Origin of the sequence: Streptomyces sp. AA4, from assembly GCF_000158875.1 — a bacterium.
Classification (GTDB): Bacteria; Actinomycetota; Actinomycetes; order Mycobacteriales; family Pseudonocardiaceae; genus Amycolatopsis.
The window spans coordinates 1,937,550-1,951,327 of the sequence record NZ_GG657746.1; the positions used below are offsets into that span (position 1 = coordinate 1,937,550).

The window sequence follows — 13,778 nt, forward strand, 5'->3', positions numbered from 1 at the left end:
GTTTTTGTGAGCGAGCTTGCGAGTGGACCCAGGAGTGCGGCAGCGGGTAGGGGCGTCCGATGAGCGTGCTCGAAGACATCGTCGCCGGCGTGCGCGAGGATCTCGCGCAGCGGGAATCCGCGCTGCCGTTCGACGAACTGAAGGCCAGGGCGGCCAAGGCCGTCCCGCCGCGTGACGTGATGGCCGCGCTGCGCGAGTCCGGCATCGGCGTCATCGCCGAGGTGAAGCGGCGCAGCCCGTCCAAGGGCGAGCTGGCCACGATCCCCGATCCGGCCGCGCTGGCCCGCGACTACGAGGACGCCGGCGCGCGCGTGATCAGCGTGCTCACCGAGCAGCGCCGCTTCGGCGGATCGCTCGCCGACCTCGACGCGGTGCGCGCCGCGGTCGACATTCCCGTGCTGCGCAAGGACTTCATCGTCAGCCCGTACCAGGTGCACGAGGCCCGGCTGCACGGCGCGGACATGGTCCTGCTGATCGTCGCCGCGCTGGAGCAGAACGCGCTCGCCGCGCTGCTCGACCGCGTCGAATCGCTCGGCATGACCGCGCTCGTGGAGATCCACAACGCCGAGGAGGCCGACCGCGCGCTGGAAGCGGGCGCGAAGGTCATCGGCGTCAACGCGCGCAACCTGCACACCCTCGAGGTGGACCGCGACGTGTTCTCCCGCCTCGCGCCCGGCCTGCCGATGGACGTGTTCAAGGTCGCCGAGTCCGGCGTCCGCGGCCCCGGCGACCTGATGTCCTACGCCGGGCACGGCGCGGACGCGGTGCTCGTCGGAGAGGGCCTGGTGGCCTCGGGCGACCCGAAGGGCGCGGTCGTCAAGCTCGTCACCGCCGGTTCGCACCCCGCCTGCCCGAGGCCGTCGCGGTGACCGAGCGCGGCAAGCACGATCCGGACGAGCGCGGCTACTACGGCCCGTACGGCGGCCGGTTCATGCCGGAAGCGCTGATCGGCGTGGTCGACGAGGTCGCGGCGGAGTACGAGAAGGCCCGCCACGACCCCGAGTTCACCGCCGAGCTGAACCGGCTGCTCACCGAGTACGCGGGCCGTCCGTCGCTGCTGACCGAGGCCAAGCGGTTCGGCGAGCACGCCGGCGGCGCGCGGGTCTTCCTCAAGCGCGAGGACCTCAACCACACCGGTTCGCACAAGATCAACAACGTGCTGGGCCAGGCGCTGCTCACCGTGCGGATGGGCAAGAAGCGCGTCATCGCGGAGACCGGCGCGGGCCAGCACGGCGTCGCCACGGCCACCGCGTGCGCGCTGCTCGGCCTCGACTGCGTCGTGTACATGGGCGAGGTCGACACCGAGCGGCAGTCGCTGAACGTCGCGCGGATGAAGCTGCTCGGCGCCGAGGTCGTGCCGGTGAAAACCGGGTCGCGCACGCTCAAGGACGCGATCAACGAGGCGCTGCGCGACTGGGTCACCAACGCCGACACCACGCACTACCTGTTCGGCACCGCCGCCGGTCCGTCGCCGTTCCCGATGATGGTGCGCAATTTCCACCACGTCATCGGCGAGGAGGCGCGGGCGCAGATCCTGGAGAAGGCGGGCCGGCTGCCGGACGTCGTCGCGGCGTGCGTCGGCGGCGGGTCCAACGCGATCGGCATTTTCTCCGGGTTCTACGACGACCCGTCGGTGCGGCTGGTCGGCCTGGAGCCGGGCGGCGAGGGCATCGACGGCAACCGGCACGGCGCGACGCTGACCAAGGGCAGCCCGGGCAACCTGCACGGCGCGATGTCGTACCTGCTGCAGGACGAGGACGGCCAGACGGTCGAATCGCATTCGATCTCGGCGGGCCTGGACTACCCGGGCGTCGGACCGGAACACGCGTGGCTCAAGGACTCCGGCCGCGCCGAGTACCGCCCGGTCACCGACGCGGCCGCGATGGACGCCTTCCGGCTGCTGTCGCGCACCGAGGGCATCATCCCGGCGATCGAATCGGCGCACGCGCTCGCCGGGGCCCTGGAACTGGGCCGCGAGCTGGGTCCGGAGGGGCTGATCGTGGTCAACCTGTCCGGCCGGGGCGACAAGGACATGGACACCGCGGCCCAGTGGTTCGGGCTCGTGGACGGGGAGGGCAAGTGAGCGGCCTCGACGAGCTGTTCGCAGCGACGCGGGCGGAACACCGGGCCGCGCTGGTCGGCTACCTGCCCGCCGGATTCCCGTCCGTGGACAATTCGAAGGACCTGCTGGCCGCGACGATCGACGGCGGTGCGGACCTGGTCGAGGTCGGCGTCCCGTACTCCGACCCGGTCATGGACGGCCCGACCATCCAGGCGGCCGCGGAAGCGGCGCTGGCGAGCGGGTTCCGGCTGAAGCAGCTGTTCGAGGTCGTGGAATCGGTGTCCGCGCGCGGCGGGCGCGCGGTCGTGATGACGTACTGGAACCCGGTGCACCGCTACGGGGTCGACGCGTTCGCGCGCGACCTCGCCTCGGCGGGCGGCCTGGGCTTGATCACGCCGGACCTGATCCCGGACGAGGCCGACGAGTGGATGGCGGCGTCGTCCGAGCATGGCTTGGACCGGATTTTCCTGGTCGCGCCGTCGTCGTCGGAGGAACGCCTGGCGAAGACCACGGCGGCCTCGTCGGGCTTCGTGTACGCGACCGCGGTGATGGGCGTGACCGGCGCCCGCGACGCGGTGGGCGTGCACGCGGAGGACCTGGTTCGGCGGACCCGGGAGCACACCGAGCTGCCGATCGGCGTGGGCCTCGGGGTCCGTTCGCGGGAGCAGGCCGCCCAGGTGGCCGGGTTCGCGGACGCGGTGATCGTCGGATCCGCGCTGGTCACGGCCGCGGCGGACGGTCCGGACGGGGTGGCGGAGCTGGCCTCGGAGCTGGCGAAGGGCGTGCGCGAGGCGGTCGCTCCGGCCTGATCTTCGGCTGGGGCCGGAAACTGTCGGTGGTCGTTCGTACTCTCTCGGTATGCAAACCACCGACAGCAACCTGGCCGAAGCTCCCGGATTGGCAGAAGTGCTCGCCTTGCCGAACGAACAGCTCCTCGGCAACCGGATCGAGGGAGTCGGCGGGGCCATCGGTGATGGGTCCGGCTCCGACAGCGCTGCACCAGCAGTGGCTCCAGCGATTGCAGCTCGCAGTGGTGCCAGCCTTGCCGAAAGGCACTGCGCTGCTCCCCGGCGTCGCGGTCCGCTGCGGCGAAAACCGGCTGCTGATCCCGGACTTCGTGATCGTCACGTGCCCCGACGTGGCCACGACCTGGTACCCAGCGTCCGAAGTGCTGCTGGCCGCGGAGATCGAATCTCCCTCCGCCCGCGTGCCGGACCGGATTCTCAAGAAAGCCCTCTACGCGGAAGCCCTCATCCCGTACTGCCTGCTCGTCGACCCGGAGCAGGAAGCCGCCACGGTCTACGTGCTTTCCGACGGCGACTACCTGCCGCACGCCAAAAGCGAGGGCGGCGTGCTGACGCTGGCCGAACCGTTCCCCGCGGAGCTGGATCTGCGCGGTTGAGCGGCCAGTTGTACGCATCGTGTACGCCGTCCGCGCACAGTGCGGCGCATGGCTTTCGACATCGGACAGGTTCCCCGGAGGACGTTCCTGCGCGGGGCGGCCGGCGTGAGCGCTGCCGCGGCGGCGGGGCTCGTGCTGCCCGGCCTCGCGGACGCCGCGGCCGCGCCCCGCGTCTACAGCTGTGCCGAATGGGGTGCGCGGCCGCCCGCTGATCCGCTCACCACGCTCGACCATCCGGCCAACCGCGTGCTCATCCACCACATCGACTGCCCCAACAGCACCGACTACTCGCTCGAGCACGCGTTCCAGGTCGCGCGCGACGACCAGCACGACCACATCGACAACAACGGCTGGTCCGACACCGGCCAGCACTTCACGGTTTCCCGCGGCGGCTACCGCCTCGAAGGCCGCCACGGCAGCCTGGACGCGTTGCGCAGCGGGAAAAAGATCGTCCGCGCGGCGCATTGCCCGGGCCAGAACGACAACGCGATCGGCATCGAGAACGAGGGCACCTACATGCAGGTCGCCCCGCCGAAGGCGCAGTTCGATTCGCTGGTGGTGTTCGTGGCGTACGTGTGCCGCCAGTACGGCATCCCGGTGAAGGAAATCAAGGGACACCGCGACTTCTACAACACGGACTGCCCGGGCGACAAGCTGTACGCGATGCTGCCGGAACTGCAGTCCCGGGTGGCGGCCTTGCTTCGTTGAGCGGGTTCAGTGCAGGAAACGCATTGCCCGGCACAACTCCGCCGGCGCCAGCGATCCCAGCTCGGCCACCTCGGCGCGGCGGACGTCCGCCAACGTGGTGGCCAGCTGGGGTCCGAACGCGGCCCGCAGCACCTCGTCGGCTTCGAACGCGTCGACCGCATCCGACAACGTCTCCGGCAACCGGGCGACGCCGGCCGCCGCGGCGTCCGCGGGGGAGAGCGAGCCGGGATCCACGCTGACCGGCTCGGGCAGGCGCGCCTCGGCGTCGATGCCCGCCTGTCCGGCGAAAAGCAGGCCGGCCACGACCAGATACGGGTTCGCGGTGAGGTCGAAGCACTTCACCTCCAGATTCGCCGCCGTGTCGCGCTGTCCGGCCGCGCCGCGGATCAGGCGCAGCGGGGCTTCGCGGTTTTCCAGTCCCCACGCGGTGAACACGCCCGCCCAGTGGTGCGGTTCGAGCCGCAGATAGCTGACCGCCGACGGCGCGCCGATGGCCAGCAACGCGGGCAACCGGCGGAAAATCCCGGCGCCGAAGGCTTCCGCGGTCGTGCTGAGTCCGAGCGCCCCGGTCCCGCCCGTGCACAGGTTCCGTTCGCCGTCCCACAGGCTCAGGTGCACGTGTCCGCCATTGCCGACACCGCCGGGCTCGAACTTCGGGGTGAACGACGCGCGCAGACCGTGCGCGGCGGTCACCGTTCGCACGGTTTCCCTTGTCAGTACTGCCAAATCGGCCGCGCGCACGAGGTCGGTCGCGGCGATCGACAGCTCGAACTGGCCCGCCGCGTATTCCGGGTGGATCTGCTCCACCTCCACGCCAGATTTGTCCAAAGTGGACACAAGGGCGCGCAAGTACTCGTGGTTCGCGCTCAGCCGGGAGTATCCGTAGGCCGGACCGGGCAGCGGGACGCCGTCCGCGTCGGTCGCGATCCACTCCAGCTCGAACGCCATCCGCGCGGTCAGCCCGCGGTCGGCGAGCTGTGCCACGGCAGTCGCGGCGAGCGCGCGCGTGTCCTGCGGATGCGGCTGCCCGTCCTGGTCGTACCGCCACGCCGGGGCCCACGCCCAGCCGGGTTGTGCGGCGAGGACGGTGAGCGCGTCGAGGTCGGGGTGCAGCCGCAGGTCGCCGACGGGACCGAGGGAGTGCTCGCCGTCCGCGATGCTGTCGGTGCCGAGAAAGAAGTCGAACGAGTTGGACGCGCCGACGCCCCACGCCGCGACCCTCGCCAGCTTCGCCGCCGGCACCGCTTTGACCCGCGAGATCCCGGAGTTGTCCACGAAGCTCAGCGCGACCAGCTCGACGCCCGCCTGCTCCAGCTGTCCGGCGGCGGCCGCGCCGAGTTCCGCGAGCCGGTCGCGGTCGAGTCCTGCGGGGGTGGACGGCAAGGCGCGCTCCTTCGCTGCTGGACGAGGTTCAGCCAGTCGGCGCTGGTTGTCCGCGCCGCCTCGGATGTTCACTGTGTACTCCGCGGGGAAAGGAGCGCATCCGTGTCCGGAGACCGTCCCGAATTGCGGCGCACTTTGTCAGTCTGGCAGGCCGTCGGGCTGTCCGTCGCGCTCATGGCACCCAGCATGGCCGCGAACATCAATCCACAGCAAACCGCCGCGGCCGCCGGACGCGCGGTGCCGCTCGCATTCCTCCTTTCGGCGGCAGGAGTGCTGCTGGTCGCGTACGGCTTCGTCCAGCTTTGCCGTCACTACCAGCACGCCGGTTCGGTCTACGCCTTCGTCGGCGCGACCCTCGGCCCGCGCGCGGGCGTGGTGTCCGGGATCGGGCTCCTCGGCACGTACACCTTCTACGCCGTGGTCACCAGTTCCGCCGCGGGCGTGCTGGGGACGGCGTTCCTGACCCAGGTCGGGATCTGGCCGCATCCGCCGTCGTGGGGACCGTTCGTGCTGACCGCGGTCGCGTTGCTCGGGAGCTGGCTGCTCGCGGTCGCCCCGGCTCGCCGCGGCACCAGCACGTTGCTCGCCGTCGAGGGCGCGACCATCGCGCTCATCCTGCTGGTCACCGTGGTCATCCTGGTCCGGCTGATCGCGGGCGACGCCCCCAGCGGCCGGTTCACGCCGCAGGTTTTCGTGCCGGACACCGGAGTCTCCGGCGTCTTCCTCGGCGCGGTGTTCGGGTTCTTGTCGTTCGCCGGTTTCGAAGCCGCCGCGACGCTCGGCGAGGAAACCCACGACCCGCGCCGCAACATCCCGCGCGCGATCCTCGGCACGGCCATCTTCGGCGGCGCCTACTTTGTCCTGGTGACAGCCGTCGAGATGATGGCGTTCGGCGGCAACGCCACCGCGTTCCACGATTCCCCTTCGCTGCTGGGCGATCTGGGGAGCCGTTTCGTCGGCCCCTGGGTCGGCGACGTCATCAGTGCGGGTGCCGCGATCAGCGCGTTCGGCTGCTGCCTGGCCTGCGTCGTCGGTGGCTCGCGCCTGCTGTTCGCCCTCGGCCGCGACGCCTTCGACGGCCGCGGCATCGGCCGGATCTCCGCCAAAGGCACCCCCGCCGTGGCCGTCACGGCGGTCGCACTCGCGGCCGCGCTGATCATCTTGCTGTGCGCGGTGTTCTTCGGTGCCACCGCGGACGACACCTTCGCCTGGGCGGGCTCGATCGGAACCTTGATCCTGTTGGTGATCTACCTGCTCACCACACTGGGCGCGATCCTGCTCCTGTTCGTGCGACGGCGAATGCGCGTGCCGTGGTGGCATTTGGCGTTCCCCATCGCCGCGCTGGTCCTGCTCGGCTACACCGTCTACGTCAACGTGGTGCCATATCCGACCGAGGGCCCGGCTCGGTGGTTCCCCGTCGTGGCGGGCGGGGTGCTGGTGCTGGCGGTCGGCGTGGTCGCCTCGGCGCCCCGGTTCGCCCGTAGGGTGGGGGAGAGGCTCGCTGAAGGAGACGCATGACCGATCTGCTGGATTTCGTCGCAGACCTGCCATTGGTCGACCATCACTGCCACGGCGTGCGGACCGGCGGCGTCGACCGCGACGGGTTCGAGCGGATGCTGACCGAGGCGGACACCGTGTCGCCGCTCGGGACGTCGTTGTTCGATTCGCTCATCGGCCTGTCCGTGCGCGAACGCTGTGCGCCGGTGCTCGACCTGCCGAAGCACGCCCCGGCTGACGACTATCTCGCGCGGCGTGCCGAGCTGGGCGCGGCGGAGGTCAACCGGCGCTTCCTCCGCGGCACCGGCAGCACGGATTACTTGCTGGACGGCGGTTTCCTGCCCGAATCCCTCACCACCACGAAAGAATTCGCCGAGCTGGCCGACGCCCGCGCGCACGACATCGTCCGGTTGGAGCAGGTCGCCGAAGACGTCATCGGCGGGACCAGCGCGGCCGGGTTCGCCGATGACTTCGCCGCTGAGCTTGACCGTCGCACCACCACCGCGGTGGGCGTGAAGTCGATCGCGGCCTACCGGGTCGGGCTGGAACTGTCCGGGGAACGTCCGGCTCCGCACGAGGTCGAAGCCGCGGCCGGGCGGTGGCTGAGGCGGATCGAGGCGGGCGAACCGGTCCGGCTGGCCGACGAAGTGCTGCACCGGCACCTGATCTGGGCGGGCATCGACCGGCGGCTGCCGGTGCAATTCCACGTCGGCTACGGTGATTCCGACGTCGACCTCCACCGCTGCGATCCCTTGCGGCTCACCGGTTTGCTGCGTGCGACCCGCGACACGGGCGTCCCGATCCTGCTGTTGCACAACTACCCGTTCCACCGCAACGCCGCCTATCTCGCGCAGGTTTTCGAGCACGTCTTCGTCGACGTCGGCCTCATCACCCACAACGCGGGCTTCCGCGCGCCCGCGATCCTGGCCGAGACGCTGGAGCTGGCCCCGTTCGGGAAACTCCTTTTCTCCACCGACGCGTTCGGCCTCGCCGAGCTGTATCACCTGGGCACCGCGCTGTTCCGGCAAGGACTGTCCGACTTCCTGCGCGCCGCCCTCGCGGCCGACGCGCTGTCCGAAGTGGACGCCGTCCGGCTGGCCCACTTGGCCGGCCACGAGAACGCGGCCCGGATCTACCGGCTGGAGCGGAAATGAACGACCTGGTCGAGGCCTGGCGCGCCGCGTTGGCCGAGGAACTGCCCGCCGCGGTCGAACTGCGCCACCGGATTCACGCCGACCCGCGCGGGTCCGGCGACGAGGACGACACCGCCCGGGTCGTGGCCGCCGCGCTGGGCGAGGGCGAGCGGGTCGCGAAGACCGGGCGGCTGATCGAGATCGCCGCTCCGCACCCGGGGCCAGCGGTCGCTCTGCGCGCCGAACTCGACGCGCTTCCGGTAGTCGAGCGCACCGGCGTCGAATGGGCCGCGAAGACGGGGCTGATGCACGCCTGCGGCCACGACGTCCACCTCGCCGCGCTGACCGCGGTCTGCCGGGCCGCGCGGCGGGTCGAACTCCCGCGTCCGCTGTACGCGATCCTGCAGCCGCGCGAGGAGACGTCGCCGTCCGGAGCGCTCGACCTGGTCGAATCGGGCATTCTGGAAGAGCGCGGCATCGACACGGTGATCGGCGCGCACGTCCAGCCGCGGCTGGCGTACGGCGTGGTCTCGGCCGCGCCGGGGCCGGTGAACGCGTCCACCGACGAGTTCGAAATCGTGCTGCACGGACTGGGCGGGCACGCCGGATATCCGCATCTTCTGCGCGACCCAGTGCTGGCGATCAGTCAGCTAGTGGTGAGCCTCCAGCAGGTCGCGAGCCGCCGGATCGACCCGATGCACGGCGCGGTCTGCACGATCGGCCGGCTGGCCGCGGGGACGGCGGCGAACGTCGTGCCGAACACCGCGTCCGCGTTCGGTTCCCTGCGGCTGATGCGCGCGAGCGACCGCGAACGTGCGCTGGAGGCGCTCGACGAGATCGTGCACGCCACCGCCCGCGCCTACGGCTGCACCGCCGACCTCCGGATCAGCCCGTGCGAGCCCGTCCTGGTCAACGACCCGGCGCTGGCCGCCGCCGCGAGGATCTGGCTCGAACGCGGCGGAGCGGACGTGGATGTCGATTTCCGGTCTTTCGGCGCGGACGATTTCGCGCATTACTGCGGCGACGGCGTCCGCGGATTGATGCTTTTCGTCGGCCTCGGCGAGACCGCGGGCGCGCCGAGCCTGCACGGCGAAACGTTCCTGCCCGAGGACTCCGCGGTCGGCCAGGTCGCGGACGCGCTGCTCGCCGGGTACCTCGCGGCGGCCTCCGACCTGGAGTATCCGGGCTGACCGGGGACGGCCGTGACCGGGCTGTGACCGGGACTTGACTCAGGGTTCCGCGGCACCGGGACCACGACCGGGGCCCGACGCGCTACGGTGGCCGCGTGTACTCCGCAGCATTCCTGGCCACGATCCCGAGCCCCGACCAAGGCGTCTGGCACCTGGGCCCGATCCCGATCCGGGCGTACGCGCTCTGCATCATCGCCGGCATCATCGTCGCGATCTGGTGGGGCGAGCGGCGCTGGGAGGCCCGGGGCGGCACCAAGGGCACGGTGCTCGACGTCGCGGTGTTCGCGGTGCCGTTCGGCCTGGTCGGCGGCCGGCTCTACCACGTGATCACCGACCCCGAGCTGTACTTCACCGAGGGCAAGAACCCCTGGAACGCGTTCGCCATCTGGGACGGCGGGCTCGGCATCTGGGGCGCGGTCGCGCTCGGCGCCGTCGGCGCGCTGATCGCCTGCCGCCGCCGGGGCATCCCGCTGCCCGCGATGGCCGACGCGATCGCGCCCGGCATCATCGTCGCGCAGGCGATCGGGCGGCTCGGCAACTACTTCAACCAGGAGCTGTACGGCGCGCACACCGACCTGCCGTGGGGCCTGGAGATCTACCAGCGCATCAACCCGGAGACCGGGACCCCGGACGCCCTCGGCGGCGTCGCGACCGGGCACATCCCGCTGCCGGAGAGCCCGGTGCACCCGACGTTCCTGTACGAGCTGATCTGGAACCTGCTCATCGCGCTCCTCGTGGTGTGGGCGGACCGCAAGTTCAAGCTCGGCCACGGCCGCGCGTTCGCGCTGTACGTCGCGGGCTACACCGTCGGCCGCTGCTGGATCGAGCTGATGCGCACCGACACCGCCAACCACATCCTCGGCCTGCGGGTCAACGTGTGGACCTCGATCCTGCTGTTCGTCGGCGCGATGGCGTACTTCGTCCTCGCGGCCAAACGCGGTCCGCGCGAGGCCCCGGAGACGTTGCGCAGCAAGGGAGACGAACCGGCCGCCGCGGTCGAGTCCACTTCGGACGACGCGGGGGAGAAGCCCGCTGAGCCGGACGAGAAGGACGCCGCGGCGGAGGACACTGTGGACGCTGGGTCTTCCTCCGCGTCGGGCGAGAACGGCAAGTCCGAGAAGTCTTAGGCGCAGAGCTGAAAAGAGGTCCCCGCCCGGGTTGGGCGGGGACCTCTTTCGTGCGGCGGACTTCTGTGAGTGCGGAGCGGGTTCAGCCGAGGAACGAGCCGCCGAAGTAGTCGTCGTCATCGCCGGAGTCCTGGCGCCGGGCGCGGCGGCCCGGCGACGGCGGCGGCTGGGGCGCGGACCGCTTCGGGCGGTCGCCGCGGTCGGCGAGCGGGTTGGCGAAATCGTCCTCCGGCTCCGGTTCCGGGGCGCGATGCCGCGGCGGAGCAGGAGGAGCCGGCGGTGCGGGCAGTTCCTCCTTCGGCGGAGCGGGCGGCGGAGGCGGCGTCCGGTCCGCGAGCGGATTGTCGTTCGTGTACTCGCCGGGCTCCGGAGCGTGCGGCGGGACGGGCGGCTGCGGCCGGGCGCTGCTCGCCAGCGGGTCCTCGGCGGAGAACCCGGCGGGCCGGTCCGGCGTGTCCGGATACGTCGCGCGTCCGGTGCCCGACAACGGGTTCCCGGCGCCGCCGGTGCGCGCCTCGAGGATTTCCTCGGGGCTCTGGCCCTCCTCCAGCTCCTCGAGGATGTCCTTGGCCTCGCTGAGCTTCTCGTCGGCGAGCGCGCGGACGTCGGGGTCGGCGAAGGCCCGGCCCGCGGCGACGTCCTCCCACGAGAACTCGCCCGCGTCGACCTTCCGCTTGATCAGCCGCAGCTGCGCGGGAGCGTCCGGACGCGAGGCGGCCCGCTTGATCGCCTCGATCCGTTCCGGGGTGTCGGTTTTGGGCAGCGGGCGGAGCTTGATCTTCTCCAGGTCCTTGAGCAGCTGCTGGGATTTGCGGACCGCCCGGTCGAGTGCGGCCTCGGCCTCCCGCAGCTCCGGCGTCTTCCACGAATCGTCCGCGGTGACGGGCTGGGACATCTCGGCAGTTCCTCCTTAGTCGATGCGGCCGTGGATCCGGCCGCTCGCCGAGCGACGGGGCGGATGGGACGGGGGGTGGGACGGCGGATGGTTCGCGGGCGGGTGGTTCGGCTGCGCCGGCGGGTGGTTCGGCTGCTGCGGGGGCTGGTGGTTCTGCTGGTTCTGCGGAGGCTGATGCTGCGGACCGTCCGGTTCGGACCGCTGGTTCTGCCCGCGTTCGCCCGACCCCGGCGACCGGTCGCCGTCCTCGCCGGCGCGGCGGTCGCCGTGGTCGCCCGAAGTGCGGTCGCCCTCGTCCTCGCCGGACTCGCGCGAGCGGCGGTTCTCCTCGTGCGCCTCGCGCGCGCCCTTGACGCCTTCCTTGCCCGCCTCGACCGCGTCCTTCGCGTCCTGGCCGATGCCCTTGGCGTTGTCCTTGATGTCGCCGACGTCGCCGCCGATGTTCTTCGCGATGTCGACGAGATCGCCGATGCTGCCGACGTCCTTGATCTTCTGCAGCTGCGACCCGATGTCCTTGATCGAGTTCCAGATCTCCTGGACCCGCGTGATGATGTCCTTGATCATGTCGATGATCGAGATCAGGGCGTTGATCAGCGGGAGCAGCTCGGACAGCGCGGTGATCGCGTCCGCGACCCAGCCCGCGATCGGAATACACGCCTCGGCGGCCATCACCAGCAGCCGGTCGATCAGGCTCTTCAGCAGGTCGAGCGCCTTGGCCGCGAGCTTCTTCGACGTGTCCGACAGCAGGTCGAAGCCCTTGGCGATCAGCGACGCGATCCCGGCCTCGGCGGCGAGCCCCGCCCGCCATCCGGCCTGCACGTAAGCCTTGTGCTCCAAGGAAGCCATGCCGTGCCAGGATTCGCTGACGGTCTTCTCGTTGGCGACCATCACCTCGGAGAACGCCTTCATCGCCTCGGAGATGTTGCGCCACGCCTCGGCGTCGGCCGACATCTTCGAGAAATCGCCGGTGAGTGGTTCGATGAACTGCTGGGTGAGCGTGGTGCCGGTGAATTTCTGGTACACCCACTCGACGGCCATCACCTCGACGCCGGCGTCCTTCACCAGCGCCTGGACGTCCTCGCCGGACGTGTCTTCCGGCGGCTGCAGCAGTTCGACGATCGAATCGCCGCGGTCGAAGTCGCCGGTGCCGCCCGGGACGCCGCCGGGCTCCCCGCCCGAACCGCCGCCGCCCGGGTCTCCGCCCGAACCGCCGGTGCTGCCCTCGCCGCCGTTGCCGCCGCCTTCGCCGCCCTCGCTGCCGGTGCCGCCTTCGCCGCCCCCGTCGCCGCCTTCGCTGCCGGAGCCGCTCTCGCCGCGCCCTCGCCCGTCGCCGCCTTCTTCGCCGCCGTCCTGGCCGTCGCGGCCATCCCGGCCGTCGCGACCATCGCGACCGTCCCGGCCATCGCGACCGTCCCGACCGTCCCGACCGTCCCGGCCGTGTCCGTCGCCAGTGGACTGACCGTTGTCGTCGCCCTGCTGCCCGCGGTGCCTGCCGTTGCCGTTGTCGTCGCCCGAGTTGCCGGAGTTGCCGCCGGTTCCCCCGGTGCCGCTCGGATGCGTCTGGTCGCCGCCCCCGGAAGGACGGCGTCCGTCCCCGCCGGCGCCGGGATGCTGGTTTCCGCCCGGATGCGTGGGCTGCTGACCGCCCGGAGGCGGCTGGTTTCCCGGGTGCGGCTGGGTGTTTCCCGGATGCGGCTGGTTGCCGGGATGCGGCTGGTTGCCGCCCGGACGGGACGGCGGATGCGTCGTCCCCGTGCCCCCGGAGTGGTGGCCGCCGCCGTGCCCTCCGCCGCCGTGCCGTGCCATGTCTGTTCCCCCTCGTCAGAACCGTGTGGTGCGCATCAGGCCGCGCCGCGGCCGGAGTCGATGCCGTCGAACTGGTCGATGAACTGCTGCAGCAGCTGCGCGGAATTCGCGTCGTGGTGCGCGTAGGCCTGCGCCGCCTGCTTGACCCCCTCCGACAGCGAGGTCAGCCGCGAGTGTCCGAAGTCGAGCGTTCCGCCGTAGAGGTTCGCGACCAGCTGCACCACCGGCTGCAGCACCACGAACAGGCCGGTGAACCCGGACGTGTCGCACGCGGTGGAGCGCATGTAGTCGTTGATCTTGCTGATCTTCTCGTGGAGGCTGTCGAGCACCTCGGCGTACTGGTTCATCGTCTCGACGTCGACTTTTATGCCGGACATGAAAGAAACCGCCCTCCCCGGGAGCTGTTGGTTGCCGAACACTATGGCAACCGACGATCACCGAGTGTGGGCGGTTCCCGGAAATTCGTGCGATTACCTGGGAGGATCGGGCGAAGGGGACGAAGCGGGCGCATCGACTTCGTCACGTGGCGGGTGCGCGGGGCCGCTTCCGGGCTTATGCTTCGTGGACCGAAGCAT

General features: G+C 71.1%; 13 protein-coding genes. 9 read left to right on the forward strand and 4 right to left on the reverse strand.

Annotation, left to right across the window (positions count from 1 at the left end):
- Nucleotides 1-59 precede the first annotated feature (59 nt).
- The 5 genes from trpC (at nt 60) to SSMG_RS09175 (ending at nt 4,172) form a co-directional block, all read left to right on the forward strand.
- Complete coding sequence (gene trpC, locus SSMG_RS09155) at nt 60-869, forward strand: indole-3-glycerol phosphate synthase TrpC (protein ID WP_009074973.1); 810 nt, start codon at nt 60-62, stop codon at nt 867-869.
- Entirely contained in the window at nt 866-2,083 is a 1,218-nt protein-coding gene (gene trpB, locus SSMG_RS09160; RefSeq protein WP_286156943.1) for a tryptophan synthase subunit beta, read from the forward strand. The genes trpC and trpB overlap by 4 nt, the downstream gene beginning before the upstream one ends.
- Nucleotides 2,080-2,871 carry a tryptophan synthase subunit alpha gene (trpA, locus tag SSMG_RS09165; protein WP_009074976.1) on the forward strand — a complete coding sequence of 264 codons (792 nt, stop codon included), beginning with the start codon at nt 2,080-2,082 and terminating at the stop codon, nt 2,869-2,871. Before trpB ends, trpA begins: the two co-directional genes overlap by 4 nt.
- Nucleotides 2,872-3,035: 164 nt before the next feature.
- On the forward strand, nt 3,036-3,464 hold the full coding sequence (locus SSMG_RS09170; protein WP_100266741.1) for a Uma2 family endonuclease: 429 nt from the start codon (nt 3,036-3,038) through the stop codon (nt 3,462-3,464).
- 48 nt (nt 3,465-3,512) lie between these two features.
- Nucleotides 3,513-4,172 (forward strand): peptidoglycan recognition family protein, encoded by a 660-nt coding sequence (locus SSMG_RS09175; protein ID WP_037713067.1) that lies wholly within the window; start codon nt 3,513-3,515, stop codon nt 4,170-4,172.
- A 6-nt stretch (nt 4,173-4,178) separates the two neighbouring features.
- Here SSMG_RS09175 and SSMG_RS09180 read toward each other — a convergent pair whose 3' ends face one another.
- Complete coding sequence (locus SSMG_RS09180) at nt 4,179-5,555, reverse strand: glutamine synthetase family protein (protein WP_037713068.1); 1,377 nt, start codon at nt 5,553-5,555, stop codon at nt 4,179-4,181.
- 102 nt (nt 5,556-5,657) lie between these two features.
- On the opposite strand from SSMG_RS09180, the gene SSMG_RS09185 reads away from it, so the two are divergent.
- The 4 genes from SSMG_RS09185 to lgt all read left to right on the forward strand — a co-directional run bounded on the left by SSMG_RS09185 (nt 5,658) and on the right by lgt (nt 10,502).
- Nucleotides 5,658-7,073, forward strand: a complete 1,416-nt coding sequence (locus SSMG_RS09185; protein ID WP_009074983.1) for an APC family permease — start codon at nt 5,658-5,660, stop codon at nt 7,071-7,073.
- Complete coding sequence (locus tag SSMG_RS09190; RefSeq protein WP_009074985.1) at nt 7,070-8,206, forward strand: amidohydrolase family protein; 1,137 nt, start codon at nt 7,070-7,072, stop codon at nt 8,204-8,206. The genes SSMG_RS09185 and SSMG_RS09190 overlap by 4 nt, the downstream gene beginning before the upstream one ends.
- Nucleotides 8,203-9,375 (forward strand): M20 family metallopeptidase, encoded by a 1,173-nt coding sequence (locus SSMG_RS09195; protein WP_009074987.1) that lies wholly within the window; start codon nt 8,203-8,205, stop codon nt 9,373-9,375. The genes SSMG_RS09190 and SSMG_RS09195 overlap by 4 nt, the downstream gene beginning before the upstream one ends.
- 95 nt (nt 9,376-9,470) lie before the next feature.
- A complete protein-coding gene (lgt, locus tag SSMG_RS09200; RefSeq protein WP_009074988.1) occupies nt 9,471-10,502 on the forward strand; it encodes a prolipoprotein diacylglyceryl transferase in 1,032 nt (343 codons plus the stop codon).
- Between the two features lie 82 nt (nt 10,503-10,584).
- On the opposite strand, the gene SSMG_RS09205 is transcribed toward lgt, so the two are convergent.
- Genes SSMG_RS09205 through SSMG_RS09215 form a run of 3 tightly spaced genes read right to left on the reverse strand, consistent with a single transcriptional unit; the run spans nt 10,585 to nt 13,580 of the window.
- Nucleotides 10,585-11,397, reverse strand: coding sequence for a hypothetical protein (locus SSMG_RS09205; RefSeq protein ID WP_009074990.1), 813 nt, complete (start codon nt 11,395-11,397; stop codon nt 10,585-10,587).
- 15 nt (nt 11,398-11,412) lie between these two features.
- On the reverse strand, nt 11,413-13,203 hold the full coding sequence (locus SSMG_RS42285) for a hypothetical protein (RefSeq protein WP_009074992.1): 1,791 nt from the start codon (nt 13,201-13,203) through the stop codon (nt 11,413-11,415).
- Nucleotides 13,204-13,238: 35 nt separating this feature from the next.
- Nucleotides 13,239-13,580, reverse strand: a complete 342-nt coding sequence (locus tag SSMG_RS09215; RefSeq protein ID WP_037713071.1) for a hypothetical protein — start codon at nt 13,578-13,580, stop codon at nt 13,239-13,241.
- Nucleotides 13,581-13,778: the final 198 nt, after the last annotated feature.